Consider the following 22,433-nt stretch of genomic DNA (forward strand, 5'->3'; position numbering starts at 1 on the left):
AACAACTATTTACGAAGAATCCGCACCTTCGCGCAGTTCGAGCGCGAGGTCACGGCCGAGCGCATCCAGGATAAGGTCACGGCGAGCCGCAAGAAAGGCATGTGGATGGGCGGGGTGCCGCCCTACGGCTACCGCGTCGAGAACCGGAAGCTGGTGGTTGACGAGGACAGCGCCGCGCATGTCCACTGGATCTTCTCCCGCTTCCTCGAGATCGGGTCCTGCACGGAACTGGCGCGAGAGATCGGCGCACGCGGCATCCGGACGCCGCGCGGGAACCGGATCGACAAGAAGTACGTCTATCGGATGCTCAGCAACCGCGCCTACATCGGCGAAGCGGTCCACAAGGGAGACAGCTATCCCGGCGAGCACGACGCGATCATCGACCGCGAGGTTTGGGACAAGGTTCATGCGATCCTGCAGGAAAGCCCGCGCAAGCGCGCCGCACGCACACGCGCCGACACGCCCGCGCTGCTGAAGGGGCTACTATTCGGGCCCGATGGCGCCGCGTTCTCGCCCACCCACACCCGCAAGGGCGGGCGGCTTTACCGCTACTACGTCAGCCAGACTGTCCTGAAGCATGGCGCCGGGTCTTGCCCGGTGGGTCGTGTCCCGGCAAGTGAGATCGAGACCGCCGTAATTGATCAGTTGCGCGCGGTGTTTCGCCAGCCCGAGATCATTGCGGGAACGTGGAAGGCAGCCCGTGCTCCAGACGGCGACATCGCCGAGGCCGACGCCCGAGAGGCGCTGATGGGGCTTGATCCACTGTGGGACCAGTTGTTCCCGGCAGAACAGGCGCGCATCGTAACCCTGCTGGTCGAAAGGGTCGATATTGGCAACAACGGTTTGAATGTGCGATTACGGATGGACGGGCTGGCGGGGTTGGCTAAAGAAATGATCGCCGATGTTGAGGCGGCGGCATGACGCGCTCGCAGCCGATCCCTGACACCATCACAGTGCATGTTCCTTTCCGCATTGTGAAACGCGGCGGGCGGAAGGAGATGTATCTGCCTGGCGGCCCCGCGCCACCCCGAAGGAACGATAACACGATGCTCAAGGCGTTGGCGCGTGCATTCCGCTGGAAGCGGATGCTGGGAACCGGCGAGTTCACTACCATCGCCGAGTTGGCCGCGCGCGAAGGCATTGCACCGACTTAAATGAGCCGTGTCCTGCGCCTGACATTGCTTGCGCCAGATATCGTTGAAGCGATCCTTGGCGGGACACAGGGGTCAGAAGTGACGCTGGCGCGGGTGCTGGAGCCGTTTCCGGCGGGATGGCTCGTTCAAAGCAAGTTCCGCTGACGATGGCGATGCACGCTCTCAGTTGCCGAACGGCTTAACGGGCACACCGACTGGACCCCTGAATGTTCGTTTGGGCGTCTGCAAACCGGACCAAATAGTCCTAGATCCTATGGATTGTCAGGGAGAAATCCGATAGATCACCATCGGTTAGCGCTCGATCTCTTGTCGAGTCTTGAACAAAATCCTGCGGAGGAACTTCGACTATGGGCGTTAAGGAGGGCAGCAAGCCGCGTGACGACGTTCTGCAAGGCGAACTAGACGACGCTATTTTCGCTGCCAGCTTCGGGAAGCTGATCCGCAACGATGGGCCGGCAATATACCGCGATTCGAATTTATTCTTCAAGAATACCCACCCAACGGTCGCCCTAAGTAAACTGTGCAGGGACGTTTTTGGTCGTCTTTCCTCAACAACAGAGGCAGGCGCTATCCTCAGATTGTCGACGGGGTTTGGGGGCGGCAAGACACACGCGCTGATGACTCTTTGGCACCTCGCCAAGGTTATGGGTGACCCAACAAAGGGCACCGATCTTCTACCATCTGCCGGCCGCCCTAGCTCAGTCAGGATTTGTGGCATCGATGCTGAAGGCGCAGGCTATCCAGTTTTTGCGCGTCATGGCGAACTGGAGGCAAAGAGCCTGGCAGCAGAGTTGGCTTTTCAGCTAGGCGGCCCGAGTGCATTAAACGCGTTGGGACCGACCAATAGCGCTGCAGCCTCGCCAGACGAAGCTACTGTTGAATCATGGCTGCCGAATGAGCCTACCCTTATTCTTATCGACGAACTCGTCCTCCATATGGAAAAACTCACTGAGCAGGAGATTGGCAATCTGATCGGCTTCCTCCGAACATTGATGACAGCGATCGCTACCCGGAAGCAGGTGGTCCTCGTCATTAGTGATCCTAAGGACCAACCTGCCAATGCGCAGGGCGCCGCTCGCCTTGCGCATCTTGCACGAATGCTAGAGCAACAGACAGGTCGGCAGGCCACGGTTATTGAGCCGATTGGCAATGAAACAGCACAAGTCATCATCCGCCGCCTCTTTGATTATGTGGACCCGGCGTTCGCGCACAAGACATCAGCGGATCATCATGCTCTGTATCAACGAGTGGCAGTTGATCATCCGACGCTGGTGCCAGAAGAAGCGAGGTCGTTAAAGTACTCAGAGCGACTTCGTGCCTGCTATCCGCTGCACCCGCGCCTCATAAAAACGGCTGAGGAGCGGCTTCGTGTTCTTCCGGATTACAACCTCTCCCGTGGGACACTTCGTCTATTTGCTCGTATGGTCCGCGGCGTCTGGGATGACCCGGCGCGCAACCCAGAGATCATCACTGCTGGTGAGATCGATTGGTCAAGCCCGCTTATTCAGGACGACCTTCTGGAACGACTGGGGCGCGAGAAGTTTAGAGCTGCCGTAGCGGCGGACGTCGAAGGCCATGCAGGCGAGCTTGACGGCGGCGTATGGGGGCAACATCGGCGCGTGGCTTCTGCTTTGCTGTTGGAAAGCCTGCCGATGGAAAGCAGCAGCGGCCTAGACCATGTGGATCTGACGCTTGCAGTTCTGAGACCGGAGGACGGCGGTGACGAGCCGGCCCACGCTCTTGACCGACTGGCGGGTGCATGCTGGCACCTCTACCCTATGAGCGGGAGCGCCAATGCTTGGCAGTTCCGCTATGAGCCCAACATCCTGAAGCAGATCGAGGAACGCATGGGACAGGTTCCCCGAGCCGACTCTCTCGACAGATTGAAGACCGAGATTCAGAAGTCGTTTCAGGGAGCCTTCGCCAAGCTTCTGGCGTGGCCCCCCAACGCAAAGGCGGTGCCAGAGCGCGCCGAAATTCAGCTGGCGCTCTGCGAAACCGAGGAGCTTGCAAGTTCCATTGTGAGCTACACCGATGACACGCCTGGCGCTGAGACCATGCGCACCTACCGCAACGCAATCGTTGCGGTAGCGCCAGACGCAAACGGCCTCGAGAAAGCAATTCAGCGCATCCAACGTTTAATGGCGGCAGAGGCAATCGAAGCGGAACAGACCAATAGTGAAGGCGGAAAGCTTGCACGTGAGCAGTTGAAGAAGCAAATCCCGGAACTTCGAAAGGCAACGCGCCTCGAAGCTGCACGGGCATTCAACCGCCTTGTGCTTGCTGATGGTTCTGCACTTACAATCGATGAACGTTTTATTGCGCCGCCCGATACTCCGCCGATGCAGCTTCCCTCCGGTCAGGATGCCGTGAGGGCTTTTGTCGAGGATCGGAAGCTCATCTATGGTGACACGGATAGTCTTTATCCTGACCGGTTCTTGGAACTGGTATTCAATGGTGCCGTGCCTCTCGCGGACGAACCCGAGGCACGCACAGCAGCGTCCCTTCATCGGCGTTTTCTCTCCGCTCAAGGTCTACGCCTCGTACCAAATGCTACCATCGTACGCAGCTCAATTCTGAGAGCTGTTACCGATGGCAGGCTGGTGGTGCGCCAGGAGGATGGGACGGCTTTCGATGCAAAGGGCGCGGTCTACACGTCCAACGGCAAACGCTTGCGTGATAAGGACCGCAAGCTGACCACCCTACCAATGGATGAAACAACACGTGTGGCCGAGGCTGGGTGCTCGACCGCTCAGGGTTGGCTGAAGGAAACAGATGGGCAAGAAACCGCGCCCCCTCCGGATAGCTTGCCGCTGCCTCCACCACCGCCGAAGGGCGCTGGTCCGACTTCGACGACAGACCCAGAGACAGCAGCAGGTTACGCCGATAAGCGCAGTCTCATCACATTGCGTATTGTTTGCGTGACCGCCGCAGACGCTCAGAGGGCGCTTGGGGCCGCCAGCCCTCTTGGAGCGACGGACATCACTGTGGAAGCGGATCTGACGGGCGAGATGAAGGACGGCGGCAAGCTGGCCTTCAGTGTGACGGAAACAAGGGTCGCGGCCGCCATCAAACCGCTGACTATGGCGCAGACCCTGGGGAATTCGCTTGCGCCCGGAAGCTCAATCCGAGTGACATTGGCGCTGGGTTTTGGCAAGGATGGCAAGGCTGACCTGGGCGCGCTTCTGCGAAGTGTGTTCATGCAACTGCCTGAAAACGCCACCATAGAGGCGCGCTTTGCGCCGCTTTCGGTCTGACCGATGGCGTCTTTGCAGGTCCAGGCCACGAGGGAAGCGCCTTTCGCACTTCGCGTCGTTAAACGACGGGAGGGACTGGCAGCCATCGTTTACCGGCGTCGCGTGAATGATCGCATGGAAGAGCGTTTCGATCGGGTGGCCGCGATTTCGCCGCTTGCCCTTACGGCATCTTCAGGCCTTCTGCGCGCCGCACTCAAGGCGAATGGTGGCAAGGCGAAACTGGAGCCAGGTCCCTACCAGCCGCTCGACGCGGACTGGGGCGCACGAGTTGCTGGCTTCGCAATCGTGGCGAGGGGCCTTCGGGACGCGACGCGGCTGTCCAAGTCGGCCGAGCATTTCAGAGGGGCGGACGCAACCGAGGCCGCGTCCTGGTTCGGCCGCATGCAAGATGGCCGAGGACTGCGATGGGTGCGCGCGCTGCGCATCATTACGGAAGCTGTGAGTTAAAGTTGGAGGGGCTGCAAATGCCGGACGAAAACAAGGCAGGGCGGCCGAGACTGCTGATCGAAGATTGGCTGCCTGCAGCAGCCATTGGCGTAGAGTGCATTCGCGAGCGGAGTACCGGTCAGCAACCGCCCGACAAACGCTTTCATGTGTGGTGGGCACGCCGACCATTGGTCGCGAGCCGTGCCGCCGTTTTGGGCAGCGTGTTGCCGGCAAACTTTCCTCGGGAGACGTTCGAGCGCCTCCTCGGCTTTGGCCGCTCGGGCGAGGAGATCGTTGCGATCCGCGAGCTGATGAACACGGGGGTTGAGGTGCCGGGTGGATTCGGGGCTTTACGCGCGTTCAAGGCACCTATTCGTGAGAAGGATGTTGAGGCGGCCCATGCTGCTGCCACTCGCGTATGGGGGCACCTGCCGAAAGTCATGGACCCAATGTCCGGGGGCGGTTCCATCCCGTTGGAAAGTGCACGGCTCGGTTTCCCAACCTTCGCCAACGAGTACAACCCCGTGGCTTGCAGCGTGCTGGAAGCGACCTTGGACTACCCGTTTCGCTTCGGGCCGAAACTCGCAGATCGGGCGCGCCATTGGGGACGTGCATGGGAAAAGCGCGTTGCCGAACGCATAGGCCGCTTCTTTCCCAAGGAAATCGGCGTAAACGTTCAGGCCTATGTTTTCGCGCGCACAATTCCCTGCCCGACCACCGGACACATGACGCCCTTGGTACCGGACTGGCATGTGCTGAAGCCAAAAGGTGGAATCCCTGTCGCGGCGCAGCCAGTGGTCGACAAGGACTCCGGCACTTGGACAACAGAGATCCGGCCAATCGGTATCGGCCCGAACGCGCTTTCTGCACCTCCGACCCGTACCTATGCCAGAGGAAAGGGAATAAGCCTATTCACGAACGAAGTGATTCCGGCTGAGTGGATCAAGGCGCAAGCACAGGCAGGGCGAATGGGCAGTGCGTTGTATGCCGTTGCGCTAAAGACGCCGCAAGGTCTGAAATTCCGCTCGCCTCAGCAGTCTGACTTCGACGCGCTCAACGCGGCAGAAGCACAACTCAAGCAGTGGCGAGGGGATTGGGAGGCGCGGAACCTGATCCCGACGGAAGCTTATCCAGAGATTACCACGGACGCGCGGCCGCGAACCTACGGCATGCCGCGTTGGGTGGACATGTTCAGCCCTCGGCAGTTACTCGGGTTTGGTGTGCTCATGGAGGAGCTGCAAATGCTTCGCTCCACCATGATCGAGGTAGACGGAGAGGAACTGGGTGAGGCCGTGGTGCATTTGCTTGCATTCGCGATAGATAAATTTACCAACTACAATTGTATGTTGGCGTCTTGGCATATTTCGCACCAAGTCATTCGAGGAATTTTTGATCGCCATGATTTCTCATTCAAGCTGACATTTACAGAAATGGCGCCAGTAGCTGCCAGCGGTGGTCTGGCATGGGCAATTGACAGTTCAGTTTCAGCCTACGAAGAGCTTTCTAGGCTTCCGCGAGCTGAAAAGTCCGCCTCCGCCGAAATGACGCAGGGATCAGCCACGTCATTGATTAATCTAGCTGACCACTCGCTTGATGCCGTCGTTGTAGACCCGCCATACTCTGACAACGTGCAGTACAGCGAACTGGCGGATTTTTTCTATGTCTGGCTCAAGCGCAGCCAAGGCCATCGACGGCCCGAGTGGTTTTCTTCTTTGCTCTGCGAAAACGCAGAAGAGGCAGTCAAGAACGACGCTCGGTTTAGGGCGGGAGCCAAGAAGGCCAAGGATGCATCCGCTGCGGCGCAGGCGCATTATCAGTCGCTTATGACAAAGGTCTTTTCCGAAGCCCATCGCGTGCTTCGAAAAGACGGCGTGCTGACAGTCATGTTTACGCACAAGAAGCAAGAAGCCTGGGAAGCGCTGTTCGCTTCGCTGATTGAAGCGGGCTTCACGATCACAGCGACATGGCCGGTCAAGACCGAGAGCGAGCACAGCTTGCATCAGGCAAAGAAGAATGCGGCTCAGTCCACGGTCATCCTTGTTGCGCGGGTTCGCACGGCACATGCAGGCACCGGGTACTTCGACACGGCGATGCAGGCCCGCATCCGCGCCGTCGCCCAAGGGGCCGCAGAGCGCTTGGCGGCCGAAGGGCTGAACCCCGTTGACCAGCTCGTCGGCAGCTTTGGCCCCGCCATGGAGGTGTTCTCTGCCTACGACCAGGTTCGAACCGATACGGGAGAACCAGTTGGTGTCGCCGCTGCCATCGACATCGCCGCCGATGCGGTCGCGGACTGGCGCATTCGTCAACTCGCGAAAGGCGGTTTGCAGGGCGTCGAGGCCGAGGCGCAGTTCGCCTTGCTTTGCTGGGCCACCCTTGGGGCCGCCGAATTCCGATTCAACGAGGCGAAGATCCTCGGTCATGCGGTCGGCATGGACGTCGCGGTTCTTGAACAGGCAGGCCTCATCGCTCGCAAGGCGGACAATGTGAACATCCTGTCAGCGACCGAACGCCGCCGGGACGCGCCACTTAACGACACTGAGGCCCAGCAGCTGCTGTTCGGCTGGGAGCCGGGAAGAAGCAAACGTGTCAAGAAGGCGGAGTCACTCAAGATCCATCCGCGTGACCCGGTCTTCCGCACACACATCGACAGGGCCCAGGCTCTTGCATTGAGCTATCTCGATGCAGGCGGGGGCGCGGGAGGTATCGGTGCCGCACGGTCCTTTGCTACGCGACATGGCATCAAACCCGGCGATCCAACCGTGCGTTTGATCGAAGCTCTGCTTAACGCAGCGCCTCCCGCGGTGCGGCGCGAAAAGAACGCAGTAGCGCAGAAGTTCGCCGAGTTCCGCGCCTGGCACGCCATGCTGCACGCCCTGTTCGGGATTACACCTCCGGATTGGTCAGAGAAGCTGCCCGACCAAGCGTTCCTTGACCTTTTCTCCAGATCGGCCGCTGCTTCGGAGGAAGAGCCCGAGGATGTGGAAATCGAGGACGAAGAGGACAATGAGGCGGAGGAAGATCAGGACGAACAATGACAGGCACGCGCATCGCTAGCTGGGACCAATTGCTCGCCCTTCCTGTCCGCGGAGAGTCATTTCTTCTGCGGCGAAGCCATTATGCCGTGCTCGTGGATGGTGGCTGGAAGAAGGACAAGGTCCGCAGCGTTCTGGCCACACATTTTCCAGCGATAGGGAAGTTAGACATCGTGGTCTGCACACACGGCGACGGCGATCATGCTGGCGGATTGCCTGATTTGCTCAAGAATTGGCCCGGACAGATCGGGCAAGTGTGGTTGCCCGGTCGTTGGGCAGATGTCGTGCCTGACCTAATGAAAGACCCCAAGGGCTTCGTAAAGCGACTGCTTCGAGAGCTGGACGGGATCATCGGCGCGAACAAACCTGATCCAGTAGTCAGCTCACCATTTGATCGTTTCGTGGGGGCCGACGATCAAACAGCGGCTGAAACTTTCAGGACGGACGAGGATTTGTCTATCCGCCGCGATGGTGACGACGAAGCCCCATTCCGGGAGGAAGAAGACAGGTATGGTGCCGAGATCGATCTTGGAGCAACAGAGCCGATTGACGAACCTACATGGTTCGATGAGCTGCGAAAGGCTGTCAACTTGCCCGGGGACGAAGTCGCTTCAAGGGCATTCGAGTCTGCGAGGTCAAGTATCAAGTACCGGGAACGAAAGCTTCGTTTGTCAGCAGGAGCTGCAACTGGGTGGCTCGGCGTGATCGATACAGTGGAAGCGATACGGGGCATTGCCAATGCCGCTATCGCGCGAAAGCTGCGGGTCCGGTGGTTTGACTATCGTGCCTTTGAAACAACGCGGCGACCGTCGGGTGGGGTGCCCGGATTTCTCGAGCCAATCAACGCGCGTGAGCAGGCGCCAGCGCCGCTGTACGCCAACCTTTTACTTCGATTGACGGAGATCAACCGGCATAGCTTGGTCTTTTTCGCGCCGCCAACAATAACAAGGCTTGGAGTCCTCCTCTGTGGCGACTCTCCACTTGGCGATGGCAGTAAGTTCGCAACGTCTTTTCTTAGTTCTACGGCTCGCCCTCGCTACCCGATCGTGTCAACAGCTCCACACCACGGCGCAGAGACAAACAGCGCGGCATACCAACACATGCGAGGCTGGGCGGATATCATAGTCCTAGTCCGAGCAGGTGGCAGCAGCAGTCAGCCCGGGCAAACGTTCAAGTCACTCAAATGGCCGTTAAAGGTCTGCGCAACCTGTCCCGCCACTCGACGCGCAGCACATATCGCTGGGGTCGCCAGTGCAGGACCAGATTGGTGGTATCCATTGGTCATCGTAGGGAAACCCTGTGCATGCGCATAGGTTCGGTGTTTTCATCCAGCTTCATTAAGGAGGCTGACGTATGAGTTATGCCGCACCACTTTCGCTGAGAAGTGTTTCATGGCCGCGCTTCCTGCGTGCGCCCGATGGACAGTTGGTCGCGCGACTCTACGAGCCTGCGCTGCGCCGGGCCGTACGTTATGATCGCTGCTGCGCCTACTTTTCATCTTCCGTCTTAGCTGCTGCCGCTTCAGGTTTTGGCGCGGTCATCCAACGTATCGTGGACGGCGCAATCACTGAGAAGCCTGCACTTCGCCTGCTCGTAAACGAAGAGCTTGCCGCGGCTGATGTGCGTGCCCTGCTGGAAGCAAATGACAACGCGCCCCTGATCAGTGCCTTGCTCGCGCGGCTCGGCACGCCCGAGACGGCTTTGCAGAAGGGCCGACTTGAGATGTTGGCATGGCTCTCGCGCGATGGCTGGCTGGAGATGAAGGTAGGCGTCATGCGCCAAGGTGACGGAATTTTGCATGCGAAATTCGGCCTGTTCATCGATGAGGCCGACGAAGCGCTGATTTTCGCTGGTAGCGGTAATGAAAGCGCAAATGGTATCCGCGGCAATTATGAGAAGCTGGAGATCAGCGAAAGCTGGGATGACCCCGAACGTCACGCGCATTTCCGCGAGGAGTTCGACTTGCTTTGGTCGGGCGACGATCCTGCCGTCTTTGCCGTCTCGCTACCTGATGCAGTGCGGGACGCGCTGATCAAGATGGCGCCCGAAGTCCCGCCGGTAGCGGAACCAGAAGATAACTTCCTCCGTCAACGAGCAGCAATGATGTGGGGCTACGCTCTCGAGGCACCATACATGCCAGATGGAGGCGCAGCGACTTGTGACTCCATGGCTCCGGTCACGCTCTGGCCGCATCAGCGGAATGTCGTTGCCGAGACGGCAGCGGCTTGGCCCGAGGGACGCCTGCTGTGTGACGAGGTGGGCATGGGGAAAACAGTTGAGGCGATCCTCTCACTGCGTCGTCTACTCGCAGGCCGCGGCGTGAAGCGCGCGCTCATCCTTCCACCTGCGAACCTATTGCCGCAATGGCAGGGAGAACTCCGAGAGAAGGGTGGCCTGCTTGTTCCGAGAATGGAAGGGCCAAAGACCCTAATCTGGCCCGACGGGACGAAACAGTCGATCTCTGGCATAGCTGAAGCGCTGGATGAGCCCTTGTTGTTGTTAAGCCGCGAGACGGCGCGTTCAGAAGGGAACTTGCCAGCACTATTGTCCGCTGCTCCTTGGGACGTTGTATTGCTAGACGAAGGCCATGCTGCTCGCCGCGCAAGCCAGATCGAGGGTGAATTCAACACACCAACCTTGCTGCTTGGTCTGTTACGGCAAATGCAGACCAAGGGCCAAGCGCGCAGTTTCATGATTTTGTCGGCAACGCCAATGCAGACCCACCCGTGGGAACCCTGGGACCTATTGCAGGTGCTAGGCGAGGGCGGGCTATGGCTCTCTGGCTTCCACATCGTTCGTCGCTTCTACATGGCGTTGGCGAGCCTTGACCGCGGTGCGCTGCCACGGAGTGAGGGCATGGCATTGGCACGTATCTTGGCCGCAACGCCGCAGTGTCCCCCCGCGCCCGCCAGCTTAAACTTGCCTCCGTTGGATGACGCTGACGCCTTTGCGAAGGCGCTTCGTTTCTTACCCGCGCCATCAAGGCAGGAAGCGGTGCGATGGCTGAGAGATTGCTCGCCGCTTGCAAAACGAATGCACCGCAACACTCGGCGCACATTGCGCACGTACTTTGAAATGGGGCTGCTGGATCGGCCGCCGCCCACCAGAGAGGTAAAGGACGACCCATTCGACTTCGACACTTCGGAGGAGCGCGCAGTGTATGAGGCAGTTTCAAAGTACATTGACCGCCGCTTCGACGAGCTAGAAAATCAGAAGCCGGGCAAGGGCTTTGTGATGACAATTTACAGCCGGCGCGCCGCCAGTTCGCCGGTCGCATTGCGGAAGAGTCTTGAACGCCGCGCGACCGGTCTAAGGGCTGTGATCGCCCAACATGCTCCAGATCCAAGTGTTGTGGATTTTGAAGATTCTCAGGAGCTTGAGGATCTGCTTAATGTGAAGCTCACATCTGCCTTGCCTGAGACGCCGGAGGAAGCGCGTGCTGAGCTCTCCGAGATCGACGATCTCTTGGAACGCATTGCGGCATTAGGCGCCCTCGATTCAAAGCGTGATCGGCTCGTGGAACGAACCAAGCAGCTTACCAGTGACGGGAGAGCCGTGCTGATCTTCACGGGCTATTCTGATACAATGTCGTACTTGCGCGACGCCTTGGTCGGTGCGTTTGGTGCATCAGTTGCCTCCTATTCGGGAGAAGGAGGAGCGTTTCGGTCAGAGAACCGCTGGATATCTGCGTCGAAGGAGTTGGTCACAAAGGCGTTTCGAGAAGGGACCATCAAAGTTCTGGTTTGCACGGACGCTGCGAGCGAGGGGCTTAACCTCCAAGCTGCGGGGGCCCTCGTCAATTTCGACTTGCCTTGGAACCCATCGAAAGTCGAACAACGGATCGGCAGAATCGACCGTATTGGGCAAGAATTGCCTGTGCTTCCTGTCGTCAATCTTTATCTCAAGCATAGCGTGGATGAGCGTGTGTATCGGGCTCTGGCCTCACGCTGTGGGCTTTTTGAGACCTTTGTTGGGCCGATGCAGCCAGTACTGTCACACGCACTGCGAATGCTGATAGGGCACGAGGAAGTTGATGAGGAAGCCTTGGTCCGGGCGGCAGACGAGATCCGAGCCAATCCAACCATAATGCAAGCTTTTCCCGAGGATGAGCCTATTCCTTTGTCTCCTGAGCCAGCCCTTATTTCAGTAAGCGACACCGAGGCATTACTAGCAGCGCTTGATCGCACGGGCGTGCAAGTCACTGCCGAGAGCAATGCGTTACATAGGATCGGGGACGGACCCCTCCGCTTTGTGACAAATCCGGCAGCGATGCACGTCAGCACAGAAGGTGTTTTTGTCGACGGCCTCGATCAGCGTCAACACGCTATTCGGCAGCAACTTCAGCAACCTGAGGAACGGTTGCCGCTTCTGTTGGTGTCAGCTGAACTTGAGGCGTTTCGCGCTACACGTTGCGTGTGGCTGAACGATGAAGGAATGCACGATGTCAATTCCTTTGCTCACCTCCAAGCTCTGTTAAACACTTGGGATGGTAAAGAGGTTCCAAAAGGGGAATGGCAGGCGGCGCGAGCGACGATGAGTGCTGATGTTCGAAGCATTGTCGCGACTAGAGCGGAACGGTTTGCAGCCGCGATGGGATCGAAAGCCACTGCGCAGAATGAAGCGGCAAGGCACCGTTTGATCGACGAACTTGGTAGACTTCTAATTTGTATTGAACCAGATACCGACGATCTGAATGGGAAATTTCATAGGCTCGCGTCTGAACAGACCCCAACTGCTCATCGATTGCAGAATGTGTTTCAGCGACTGGGAGGCTATCCGAACTGGGAAGTGCAGCACGTGGCCGAACTTCGTGAATTCCGGGACGATCTTGTTCCCAGCCAAATCAAAACCCGCCTTACCGGAAGAGAACTGGATGCCGCGCTGGCAGACCCTAGATGGTCACAGTGAGCCGTCAGGTTCGACCTTTGCAGCAAGAAGGAAAATGGTGGTTGGCGCCGTATAGGATGGCCGTCGGCTACACGCATCGTTTTCGTTCTCAGTTCCTTTTGGCAAACGCCACTGACATCGAAGTGCATGTCGGGATCTTTGAAAAATATACGTATGTTCAATGCCTTAAGGATAACTTACCAATTCGACGCAGTCATGAGGTCCAGAGAATACCAGCCCTAAGAGACCGCTTCCGGGCATCTCCGGACTGCAGCCAGTGCTCGGCCCCTCCCGCATAACCCTCGAAAACAACGGAAAATTCCGGCCGCAGCCGGATCGGGAGAACGCTTTCGCGGGGGCAAGTGGCGGAGCGAGAGCCCGCCAACAAGAAGTCGTCTGCTTTAGTGATCCATCACATTGCCCTTCATCTGCTGATCCTCACAACAAGCCGGTTGCCACATGCGGTTGCAATCCCCCGCAACCAGGTGCAAAATGGTTGGCGGGTACAATGGGGAGTGACAGTTGCCGCGTGTTGCAAAGGAAATGTCGGCTCTGGAGGTTAAGCGCCTAGAGCACCCTGGCAAGGGACGCAACGCAACCTTTGCCGTCGGTGGCGTCTCTGGCCTGTTGCTGCAGATCACGCCGAGCGGTGGACGCACTTGGCTGTTGCGGGTGCAGGTTGGTACCAAGCGTCGAGAGATTGGTCTCGGCGGCTTCCCGGATGTCACACTGGGAATGGCGCGTGACCGTGCGCGGGAAGCAAAAGACAAGATCCGGCGTGGGATCGATCCCATCGAAGAGCGCAAGGCGATGCGATCCGCACTCGAAGTAGCACAACGCCGGGGACTTTTTTTCGAAGAGGCTGTCGAGAGATATCTCGCGGCAAAGCTTGACGCTTTCAGAAACCCGAAACACCGCCAGCAGTGGCGCAACACCCTCGGGACCTATGCGCTGCCAGAACTCGGCCGCATGCTCGTTCAGGAGATTGCGGTCCAGGACGTTCTACGGGTGCTGGAGCCGATCTGGCAAAGCAAAACCGAGACTGCCTCCCGCCTTCGTGGACGCATCGAGGCGGTGTTCTCCTGGGCAACCGTTGCCGGACACCGAACCGGCGAAAATCCTGCCCGCTGGGCGGGAAACCTCAAGGAGTTGCTGCCCGCTCCTTCCAAAGTTGCGAAAGAGGGCAATCACCCTGCCCTGCAAATCGATGACGCGCCTCGCTGGTTCGCAGCCTTGTGCAAACGCGACGGCATGGGCACCCGAGCATTGCAATTTGCCGCGCTGACGGCAGCGCGGTCGCAAGAGGTTCGGGGAGCTCGCTGGGAGGAGATCGATTTTGCAACAGCTCTTTGGATCGTGCCTGCCGTGCGCATGAAGATGGATCGCGAGCATCGAGTACCGCTGCCTCCAGGGGCCGTTGCGCTCTTGAGAAGCCTCCCCCGCTTCGAAGATGAAGAGTTGATCTTTCCTGCGCCTCGCGGGGGCGAGATGTCGGACATGACGCTGAGCGCGACCATGAAACGCCTGCATCAGGCGGACCTAGATGCCGGTGGGCGAGGGTTTCTGGATCGGGTCAACAAGCGTCCGGCAGTGCCACACGGGCTACGCAGCACCTTTCGCGACTGGGTGGCGGAACGTACCGATTTTGCCGGAGACATGGCTGAGATCGCGCTGGCTCACAAGATCAACAATGCAACGGAAGCCTCTTATCGACGTGGCAAGATGATCGAGAAGCGCCGAACGATGATGGCGGCATGGCACGACTTTCTTACCAGCAGTGTCCTTCACCTCCACAGACTTTCACAGGCAGCCGAATGAGGGGAGAACTAGCTGACGCTCTGGCACTCGTTATCGAAAAACATCTTCCCAGTTCAGCGCGCGAGTTGGGGTGGTCAGACATGGGAACAGAGAGGGACCCTTTAAGCTCAGACCGGGCCCGCACCGACGCCGAAAACACTCCCCCTCCCGAAGCAGAGGACAACGGCGGCAACGCTGCCTTTTTCAGGACGCAGGTCCATGTAGCTACCGGAGGCGAGACTGGAACCACGATCACCAGACATAGCCAGACCCACGCAAGGCTGCTGCTTCTCGCAAGTTATCAAGGCGAAGGGTGGTTCGACGCGTCCTTTGATGCGGAACCCTTGGAGCGGTTGGCCCGCGCCCTGAACGAGGCTCAGAAGGCCCTGAACGATTTGTCGCCCTCGGCCGAGATGAGAGTGTCGTGGCCCCTGTTAGTCACCGCAATCCTCAAATCAGGTGGTGCAGCAGCGAGCAGCGGTAGGGCAACCGATAATATCCAGCTTTTGCACGGCTCGACGAAGCGCACTTTTGATGATGTTCGCAGGCGGCCGCGTCCAGGGAAAGGAAGAAACTGGCGTGCTGCTGCGGTAGCCGACGCCTGCAGAACCGTCTGGGCAATCGAGAAATGGGCGGAGAGCGAAGGCAAATCTCCCGCTGCGATCACCATGGGGTCGGAGGAGACGGCCGGTGATAGCGGCGCAACATGGAACCGATACCTGGAGACCGCAGCGCCGTTGTTCGAAAAAAACCACGTCCCCGGGCCATTTGGCCGATTTCTTGAGGACATTGTTAAGTCACTGGGAATATTTGGAAAAAACGGCAGGCCTGTATCGGCGGCTCACGCGCTTCGAGCATGTTCTCAGGCGCGTACCCAGCTTTCACGAAAATAGCCGATCCTTGGAGACGCAATTGTGCGTCTTCACAGGCATGTTTGCTCCAACAGCAATCTGTCGGAGCGCACTCGCTTCAACAGCAAATCCTTGGAGTGCACCGCATGGCCGATATCTACCTTTCCGACACGCAGCTCGCGTCGCGCTACGGGGTCCATCGCTCGACCCCCTGGCGCTGGGTCAAGACCGACCCGCAATTCCCCAAGCCGGTCTCCCTGACGAAGGGCTGCACCCGCTGGAAGCTGTCCGAACTCGAGGCCTGGGAGCTGCAGAAGGCTGTCAAAGGCGCGGCCGCGTAACCGATACTGCTCGCGGCAGGGTGGAGTAACACCCTCAGCCTGCAGCGTGGCGGTCCATGTTGCCTCACGCTCTTTGCCCTGGCGCCAGCACATGGGCGATCAGCGGACGAGCCTCGGGGCGTCCAAGCACGCATCCCCTTAGAACAATGCATACCGTACCGCCCGTTCCAGGCGGTGATGGCGCACGAGGCGAGAAATGAGCATCCGTCTGATGAACAAAGTCTTTGACAGTGAGACGCTGGGACCGACCGAGCGGCTGATAATGCTCGCTTTAGCGGATCACGCTGATGATAGCGGACGCTGCTATCCGTCGATCCATCGCCTCTGCAAGCGCACTGGTCTCGGTGAGAGGAGCGTCCAAAGCAACATCAAGAAGCTCAGCGACCGAGGCTATCTCAAGAAGATCCTCGGCGCCGGAAGGAGGAATGCCAACGTCTACGTGGTCTATCCGAACCCCGCAGCAGATGCACCCCCGCAGCACATGCACCCCGCAGCAGATGCACCCCGAACCCCGCAGCAGATGCGCGCAAACCCCGCAGCAGATGCACCCAAACCATCAGGAACCACCATTGAACCGTCAGATGTGATCGCAGTCACAACGCCGGCTGGCATTCTGGCGGAGGTGGCATCGCCTGAGGCAGCCCGCAGCTTCATCGCTTACAGGGCTCATATGAAGAAGCCTCTGACTGCGACAGCTGCACGTCGCCTCGCTTCAAGCCTCACCCGCATATCCAATCAGGGTGGTGACCCCGACGATGCCCTCGGCATGGCCGAAGAGCGTGGATGGCAGTCCATCAAACCCCATTGGTATTTCAAGGAGCAGAAGAATGCCTGCAACTCCGGCTATCCGCCCCGCCGCCAACAAGCTCGCGAACGTGAGCAACCCTCTGGCTTCGCTGGCGCAGCACTGCGGCGTCACGCTGCGGGTGAACAGGGACATGAGGGCTAAACACGAGAACGGTGTCTTCATCGGTTACGAGCCGACCGGTGATATCGTCGCCGCTGTCAGCGGAACGCCGGAAGCCATCGCGGCAATGCGCAAGCGCTTGGAGGACGCAGCTACTCCTGCAACCAATGATCGGATGGAGGTCTGGCTTGTGGAGCTTGATCTCATTGCACCGCGCAAGGTGTCTTCCTCCATCGAAGACGATCTGCGGATGCAGGCTTATCTGACGCGGCTTTCGGCTTATCCCGCTGATGTAGTGCGTGAAGCGCTCTTGAGGCGCACGTGGCGCTTCTTCCCCAGCTGGGCGGAACTGAAGGACGTATGCGACGAGCTGATGAAACCGCGCCTCGCGGTGCTGGCTGCACTGGAGCGGGCGGAGCAGGAAGCGCATGAACGGGAATTGGGCGCAAGGTCACTCCCCACGGAGCAGACGGCTGTGCCGACGGACGGAGAGGCGGCGGCTCGAAAGGCGGAAGCAGCTCATTTGGTAAACGAAGTTCTGAAAGGCATGAAGGCCAAGCTGGCGGCCGATGAGGCTGCGCAGGAAGCGGATGCGAAAGCTGCACAAGATAGCTATGCTCCGTTTCGCACGAGGGGCGACGAATAGTGGCCGAAAGTTCTGTGGGGGCGGACCAGCCGCCCTCGAGCTATGCGGGATTTTGGGTGACGCGGCCTGATCAAGCGGCGCGGCTTTCGTTGGCGTCCTGCTCGGCGACACCGTCAGTGAACTTGACGCCTTCGACGACGAGAGGCAACTGGTTTGCGCCCTTCAGTCGTCGCCATTTCTTCGCTGCGGCCTGAACCAGCTTGAACACCATCAGCTTCGCTGTCTTCTGAGACAACGCGCCTTTGGTTCGGACGGTGCGATGGCGGACGGTCGCGAAGACGCTCTCGATCGGGTTGGACGTGCGCAGGTGGTCCCAGTGAGCGGCCGGGAAGTCGTAGAAGGCCAGCAGTGCCTCTCGATCCTTGGTCAGGCAGGCGACGGCTTTCTCGTATTTCACGCCATACTTCTCGACGAAGGTATTGACGGCGGTCTCTGCCGCCGCGCGGGTCGCGGCTTGCCAGATCTCCCGCAGGTCAGTCTTCACCGCCGGGTGCATCGACTTCGGAAGCTTGTTCAGGACGTTGGACACCTTGTGGGTCCAACAGCGTTGGTGGCGCGTGTCGGGGAAGATCTCATCCAGCGCCTTCCAGAAGCCAAGGGCACCATCTCCGACCGCGAGGTCCGGTGGCGCCGAGAGGCCGCGGGCCCTGAGGTCGACCAGCAGTTCATGCCAGCTCTGCGCGCTCTCGCGGACCCCAACCTGGAACCCCAGCAGCTCCTTCTTCCCTTCCGGCGTCGCCCCGATGATCACCAGCATGCACTCGGCCTGCGGCTCCATCCGGGCCTGCAGATACACGCCGTCGGCCCAGACATAGACGTAGCGCCGGGCCGAGAGGTTTCGGCGTTGCCAGCGGTCATGTTCTGCTTGCCACTCGCCCGTGAGCCGCGAGATCGCTCCTGGCGACAGGTTGGGCGCATCCGGACCGACCAGCGCGCTCAGAGCCTCCTGGAAGTCTCCAGTCGAGACGCCGCGCAAGTAGAGGACCGGAAGCAGAGCATCAAGGCTAGGCGAACGGCGCGCCCACTTCGGAAGAATGCGCGAATTGAACCGGATCTTGTCCTCCGGCGGCGCATCAGCTGCCCGGTCGCGCACCTTCTGTCTCTGCACCGGGATAGGGCCGATCCCGGTCTGGATGTTCCGCTCAGGGCCGGTGCCGTGGTGGACAACGCGCTGCCTGCCATCGGGCAGGCGCTCCTCAGCAAACTGCGCGACAAAACTCGCGGCCTCAGCCCTGAGTGCCGCTGCCAGCATCTGCCGGGCGCCGTCGCGTGCAATCTCGGTGAGTGGATCAACGACAGATCCGGGCTGGTGAAGCGGGGTGATCGTGATATCATCTTCCAAGGCGTATCGCTCCTTCGGGAGGTTCTGGCAGGCTTTGACACCCACCACGATACGCCGCCTTCTCAGACCCCATCACCCAAAATCGGCCATAGCTCGCCGCCCTCTTCAGAAGTCGGCGGTAGTTCATGGCCCGAGGGGCCCAAGCAGCACAACGAACCACCCTCGGGTACAGAACCCTAAGCGCCGGAAATCTGCGGTATCATGTAGGGCAAAGGCCCGCGGCGTTTGCGAAGTGAATGATACCAGCGATGTTGGCGCCTACCTCGGGAGATGCAGTATGACTGGAGCCGAATTGGCAGCGATGCGTAAAGCTGCTGGGCTGTCGCAAATCAAACTGGCTCAGCGCGTTGGGATCGGCCGCCACGCCGTCAGCTATTGGGAGTGCAAGGCACAAGTGGAGCGCCATGCTTGGGCGGTGGAACGCATGGCTGAGGTTCTTCCCTTGCCCGATGCGCAAGTGGCGACTCCACTCAGAACGGCCTTGGCAGACCGGCGGGCACAAGAGATGGCACGTCAAGATGCACTGAGGCTGGCCCTGATGCAGGCGGTTGAAGCGCAGATTGAGACTGTCAGAGCCCATCGCCGGGTCCGCTGTGGGGCTAAGACCCGCAAGGGCACAGCCTGCCGGATGAAATCAGAACCCGGTAAGCGTCGCTGCAAGTTTCACGGCGGGAAGTCGACCGGAGCCAGAACCGCCGAAGGCAAAGCCCGAATTGCGGAGGCTCAACGCAGGCGCTGGGCCAAATGGAGATTGAAACGGGGCGAATAAGGCTGCCGGGCAAAACCGTAATCAGTCCGTTACTATTCCTTGTGAACACCGCCCCCTTCACGGGGTGTTAGCTGCCGGCCAAATTACCTTCCAACCTAGCGCTACATTGACAGATAGGGCTATACGACTTCGCCCAGTCTCCGAGAGCGAGAACATTAAAACATGATACAGCGCAGGACCCGCGGCCACGCTACAAAATTTGCGTGACGCCGGAGGTGCCGCCTCTTCTGCATAACGGCACCCGCCCCAGGTTAGCATAAACCACATTAGACTGAGGGTTGCGCAGCGAAGGTGGCGCCGGTTCCGAATGGATCGGCACTGGATTGCGGCGAAAGTCCGTGTATCGACTAAGAGTCTGATTCCAAACTCGCTGAGCGATGTCATGGCCTTGCCAACAGTCGGGTGACGCGCCTGATGTGGGCGATGAGAAGCCAAGCTTCGGCGCTGGCGATGGTTTTCTCCCAGTCCTTTGCCATCCGGCCGCACCGTCCGAGCCATGCGAGCGTGCGCTCGATCACCCATCGGCGCGGGATGACCTCAAAGCCTTGGGCCGTGTCGGAGCGTTTGACGATCTGCAAGGTCCAGCGCCCGATCTTTTCCAGAGCCCCGTTCAGCTTTGGCTCGGCGTAGCCGCCATCGGCGAACACATGACGCAGCAACGGATAGGCAGTGGAAATCGATTTCAGCAGATCTGGCGCGCCGTCTCGGTCCTGAATGTTGGCACCATGAACGGCAAGCCCGACCAGAAGGCCGATGGTATCGGTGACGATGTGGCGCTTGCGCCCGTTGATGCGCTTGGCGGCGTCATACCCTCTAACCCCTCCACTCTCTGTGGTTTTCACGCTTTGACTGTCGATCACGCCCGCCGACGGGTGGGCCGCCCGGCCTTCGGCCCGACGTGCTGCCGCAACGAGATGGCGGTTCATTTCATGGAGCAGTCCGTTGTTGCGCCAGTCGTAGAAATAACGCCGCACTGTTGAGACCCGGGGGGAAGTCGTTGGGCAACATCCGCCACTGGCACCCGGTGGTCGCAATAGACAGGATCGCATCGAAAACGTCGCGCAGAGCGGTTGTCCGGGGACGGCCGACCCGCCTTGGAGCAGGCAGCAGAGGCGCGATCAGCGCCCACTCAGCATCGCTCGCATCGCTTGCGTATCTGCCACCGCTGCGCTCATATCGCTTCCGGGTGAGTGCGGTCCAGGCCATCGGGATCTCCGTTCAGCTTCACAACCGAACAGAATCATAACCGGGCGAATTCACCCAACCAGTTTCGGATCAGCCTCTAAGGCCAAGGACCCCTTATTCACCTGAAGAACCGCTCACAGGTCGCCCAGACCACCTTCCTTTTGCGGTCACGTCTTCGACATTCGAGATCGCCGGATGCTCCGGCCGTTATCCGGATGATGGGCACAAAGCAGTTCGCGCATGGCGTCGATCTTGTCACTTTCATTTTCCGCGGATCTTCAAGGCGAAAGGAACAAGTCTCGACGTGCGTTTCCCGTGCGCCATCCGGCCCGATGAAACACAGGGCGCGCAGTTGGACGAGTGAAGACCCAAAGGTGTATCCTCGGGCGACTACAGTGCAGGTAGGAGAGCAACTTATGGCAATCTGTCCGCGATTCGAAATCACGCCAAGAGCAACGCTCCGAATTGGGCCTGAGCTGGTGCAGGCCATTGGCCTTCTGAGCCTTAGGAACGCGGACTTGGCGGCGGATCTGGCCAAGGCTGCGCGCGGCAACCCGTTTCTGCGTCTCGCAGGCGCGGGGGCCGACCCTGAGACCTTGGCGGCCATGCCGTCCGGGCTTCACGCGCATGTGTTGACCGAAATTGGCTTTCTCGCCCTCACCCCTGACGAGTGGCGGATCGCGCAGGCTTTTCTCGAGGCGCTCGCCCCTTCCGGCTGGCTCGATGCGACGATAGAGGAGGTGGCGACGCGCGCAGGCGTCCCGACGGCTCGGACCGAAGCCGTGCTCAGACGCCTTCAGCAGATCGCACCTTCGGGACTGTTCGCCCGGTCTCTGGCGGAGTGCCTTGAGCTTCAGGCCCGCGATCGCGGTCTGCTGACGGATGAAGTGGCGGCTGTACTTCGATCGCTCGGAGCGATAGCCGACGGCGGGATCTCTGCACTGGCCGAGGCGAGCGGCCTGTCAATTAAAGCGGTCGACGCCGCACTCGCGGCGCTTCGGACGCTGGACCCAAAGCCCGGGGCCAGTTTCGCGGCGGCGGACCAATCACTCCTGCGTGCACCTGATTTCGTGGCCACGAGGATCGGGCATGGGACAAAGCAGGGCTGGCTGGTGGAACTCAACGCGGCGACCCTGCCCGACATCGAGGCTCTTGGCTGCGATGACGACGCGCCTCTCACCCTGCGCCGGGCCGCGCAGGAGGCGCGGTCGCTCGCACGCGCGGTGGCTCGTCGGAACAGCACGCTTCTGGCGGTTGGACGCGCGCTAGTGCGCAGGCAGTCCGCCTATCTGAAGATGGAGGTTCCCGATCCCGCGCCGCTGGTCCGGGCCGAGATCGCCGGGATGGCGGGCGTGCATGAAAGCACAGTATCGCGGGTGGCGCAGGCGATGACCATGCAGACGCCAAGGGGCGTCATCGGCCTCGCCAGCCTGTTTTCGCGGCCGGTTTCGGGAGGCGGCTGTTCGGTTAGCGCGCTCAGGGCGCGCATCGGGTCGATCATCGCAGCCGAGCCATGCGCGCGACCGCTGAGCGATGCCGCCATTGCCGACCGCCTTGCCGCCGACGGCATCGCCGTCGCCCAGCGCAGCGTGGCGCGGCACCGGGAACATCTTGGCATCCCGGCGCGGGCGGTGCGGCGCAGGACCGGCCCGCGACGGCCTGCCTGAAACGCGCGGGGCCCGCGCGCGGTCTCGGGGGGATGTTTTCCTCCCGCATCCATGCCTTTGATCCGGTGGACAAAAGCGGCGCGGGCGCCCGCCCAGGCGTGACGAAATTGTCTCGTGCTTTACGTGCTTTTTCGAAAATGGGACCGGACTACAGGCTAAGCGATTGATTTTC

The 22,433-nt window shown here is 60.0% G+C and carries 16 protein-coding genes and 1 pseudogene; 15 read left to right on the forward strand and 2 right to left on the reverse strand.

The window, feature by feature from the left end:
- Positions 1-24: 24 nt before the first annotated feature.
- The 13 genes and pseudogenes from E4191_RS10940 to E4191_RS10995 all read left to right on the forward strand — a co-directional run.
- Positions 25-921, forward strand: a pseudogene (locus E4191_RS10940) (recombinase family protein); the annotation flags it as partial.
- The gene (locus E4191_RS24840) at positions 918-1,154 is read left to right on the forward strand and encodes a hypothetical protein (protein WP_407947018.1); all 237 of its coding nucleotides are present in this window, start codon (positions 918-920) and stop codon (positions 1,152-1,154) included. The pseudogene E4191_RS10940 and the gene E4191_RS24840, both read left to right, overlap by 4 nt.
- Positions 1,155-1,298, forward strand: a complete 144-nt coding sequence (locus tag E4191_RS24845) for a hypothetical protein (RefSeq protein ID WP_407947019.1) — start codon at positions 1,155-1,157, stop codon at positions 1,296-1,298.
- 203 nt (positions 1,299-1,501) lie between these two features.
- Positions 1,502-4,411, forward strand: a complete 2,910-nt coding sequence (locus E4191_RS10950) for a DUF499 domain-containing protein (protein WP_135313433.1) — start codon at positions 1,502-1,504, stop codon at positions 4,409-4,411.
- A 3-nt stretch (positions 4,412-4,414) separates the two neighbouring features.
- A complete protein-coding gene (locus E4191_RS10955; protein ID WP_456320275.1) occupies positions 4,415-4,858 on the forward strand; it encodes a DUF7680 family protein in 444 nt (147 codons plus the stop codon).
- A gap of 17 nt (positions 4,859-4,875) precedes the next feature.
- Entirely contained in the window at positions 4,876-7,872 is a 2,997-nt protein-coding gene (locus tag E4191_RS10960; RefSeq protein ID WP_176562699.1) for a DUF1156 domain-containing protein, read from the forward strand.
- Complete coding sequence (locus tag E4191_RS10965) at positions 7,869-9,182, forward strand: MBL fold metallo-hydrolase (RefSeq protein WP_135313436.1); 1,314 nt, start codon at positions 7,869-7,871, stop codon at positions 9,180-9,182. The genes E4191_RS10960 and E4191_RS10965 overlap by 4 nt, the downstream gene beginning before the upstream one ends.
- A 40-nt stretch (positions 9,183-9,222) precedes the next feature.
- Complete coding sequence (locus tag E4191_RS10970; RefSeq protein ID WP_135313437.1) at positions 9,223-12,777, forward strand: DEAD/DEAH box helicase; 3,555 nt, start codon at positions 9,223-9,225, stop codon at positions 12,775-12,777.
- 501 nt (positions 12,778-13,278) lie between these two features.
- On the forward strand, positions 13,279-14,574 hold the full coding sequence (locus E4191_RS10975) for a tyrosine-type recombinase/integrase (protein ID WP_228461257.1): 1,296 nt from the start codon (positions 13,279-13,281) through the stop codon (positions 14,572-14,574).
- Positions 14,571-15,446 carry a hypothetical protein gene (locus E4191_RS10980; RefSeq protein ID WP_135313439.1) on the forward strand — a complete coding sequence of 292 codons (876 nt, stop codon included), beginning with the start codon at positions 14,571-14,573 and terminating at the stop codon, positions 15,444-15,446. The genes E4191_RS10975 and E4191_RS10980 overlap by 4 nt, the downstream gene beginning before the upstream one ends.
- Positions 15,447-15,550: 104 nt before the next feature.
- Positions 15,551-15,745, forward strand: coding sequence for a helix-turn-helix transcriptional regulator (locus tag E4191_RS10985; protein WP_135313440.1), 195 nt, complete (start codon positions 15,551-15,553; stop codon positions 15,743-15,745).
- A 196-nt stretch (positions 15,746-15,941) separates the two neighbouring features.
- Positions 15,942-16,694: a helix-turn-helix domain-containing protein gene (locus E4191_RS10990; RefSeq protein ID WP_135313441.1), complete on the forward strand. Its 753-nt coding sequence runs from the start codon at positions 15,942-15,944 to the stop codon at positions 16,692-16,694.
- Positions 16,684-17,298, forward strand: a complete 615-nt coding sequence (locus E4191_RS10995; RefSeq protein WP_135313442.1) for a hypothetical protein — start codon at positions 16,684-16,686, stop codon at positions 17,296-17,298. Before E4191_RS10990 ends, E4191_RS10995 begins: the two co-directional genes overlap by 11 nt.
- A gap of 70 nt (positions 17,299-17,368) precedes the next feature.
- Here E4191_RS10995 and E4191_RS11000 read toward each other — a convergent pair whose 3' ends face one another.
- Positions 17,369-18,640 (reverse strand): IS256 family transposase, encoded by a 1,272-nt coding sequence (locus tag E4191_RS11000; RefSeq protein ID WP_135312179.1) that lies wholly within the window; start codon positions 18,638-18,640, stop codon positions 17,369-17,371.
- Positions 18,641-18,917: 277 nt separating this feature from the next.
- Here E4191_RS11000 and E4191_RS24850 point away from each other — a divergent pair, with 277 nt between their 5' ends.
- Positions 18,918-19,409, forward strand: a complete 492-nt coding sequence (locus E4191_RS24850; RefSeq protein WP_176562700.1) for an HGGxSTG domain-containing protein — start codon at positions 18,918-18,920, stop codon at positions 19,407-19,409.
- A gap of 380 nt (positions 19,410-19,789) precedes the next feature.
- Here the strand turns inward: E4191_RS24850 and E4191_RS11015 are convergent.
- Positions 19,790-20,615 (reverse strand): IS5 family transposase gene (locus tag E4191_RS11015; RefSeq protein ID WP_135313443.1). Its coding sequence is split into 2 segments (ribosomal slippage): positions 19,790-20,392 and positions 20,394-20,615, totalling 825 coding nucleotides; the frame shifts between segments, so codons are not numbered across the junction.
- Between the two features lie 497 nt (positions 20,616-21,112).
- Here E4191_RS11015 and E4191_RS11020 point away from each other — a divergent pair.
- Complete coding sequence (locus E4191_RS11020) at positions 21,113-22,261, forward strand: RNA polymerase factor sigma-54 (protein ID WP_176562701.1); 1,149 nt, start codon at positions 21,113-21,115, stop codon at positions 22,259-22,261.
- The last annotated feature ends 172 nt before the right edge of the window (positions 22,262-22,433 follow it).

Source organism: Paracoccus liaowanqingii, from assembly GCF_004683865.2.
GTDB lineage: Bacteria > Pseudomonadota > Alphaproteobacteria > Rhodobacterales > Rhodobacteraceae > Paracoccus > Paracoccus liaowanqingii.

Bases quoted from the DNA above. Each gene is read 5' to 3' on its own strand.
- E4191_RS24840 (WP_407947018.1), top strand. From the start codon at position 918: ATGACGCGCTCGCAGCCGATCCCTGACACCATCACAGTGCATGTTCCT.
- E4191_RS24845 (WP_407947019.1), top strand. From the start codon at position 1,155: ATGAGCCGTGTCCTGCGCCTGACATTGCTTGCGCCAGATATCGTTGAA.
- E4191_RS10950 (WP_135313433.1), top strand. From the start codon at position 1,502: ATGGGCGTTAAGGAGGGCAGCAAGCCGCGTGACGACGTTCTGCAAGGC.
- E4191_RS10955 (WP_456320275.1), top strand. From the start codon at position 4,415: ATGGCGTCTTTGCAGGTCCAGGCCACGAGGGAAGCGCCTTTCGCACTT.
- E4191_RS10960 (WP_176562699.1), top strand. From the start codon at position 4,876: ATGCCGGACGAAAACAAGGCAGGGCGGCCGAGACTGCTGATCGAAGAT.
- E4191_RS10965 (WP_135313436.1), top strand. From the start codon at position 7,869: ATGACAGGCACGCGCATCGCTAGCTGGGACCAATTGCTCGCCCTTCCT.
- E4191_RS10970 (WP_135313437.1), top strand. From the start codon at position 9,223: ATGAGTTATGCCGCACCACTTTCGCTGAGAAGTGTTTCATGGCCGCGC.
- E4191_RS10980 (WP_135313439.1), top strand. From the start codon at position 14,571: ATGAGGGGAGAACTAGCTGACGCTCTGGCACTCGTTATCGAAAAACAT.
- E4191_RS10985 (WP_135313440.1), top strand. From the start codon at position 15,551: ATGGCCGATATCTACCTTTCCGACACGCAGCTCGCGTCGCGCTACGGG.
- E4191_RS10990 (WP_135313441.1), top strand. From the start codon at position 15,942: ATGAGCATCCGTCTGATGAACAAAGTCTTTGACAGTGAGACGCTGGGA.
- E4191_RS10995 (WP_135313442.1), top strand. From the start codon at position 16,684: ATGAGGGCTAAACACGAGAACGGTGTCTTCATCGGTTACGAGCCGACC.
- E4191_RS24850 (WP_176562700.1), top strand. From the start codon at position 18,918: ATGACTGGAGCCGAATTGGCAGCGATGCGTAAAGCTGCTGGGCTGTCG.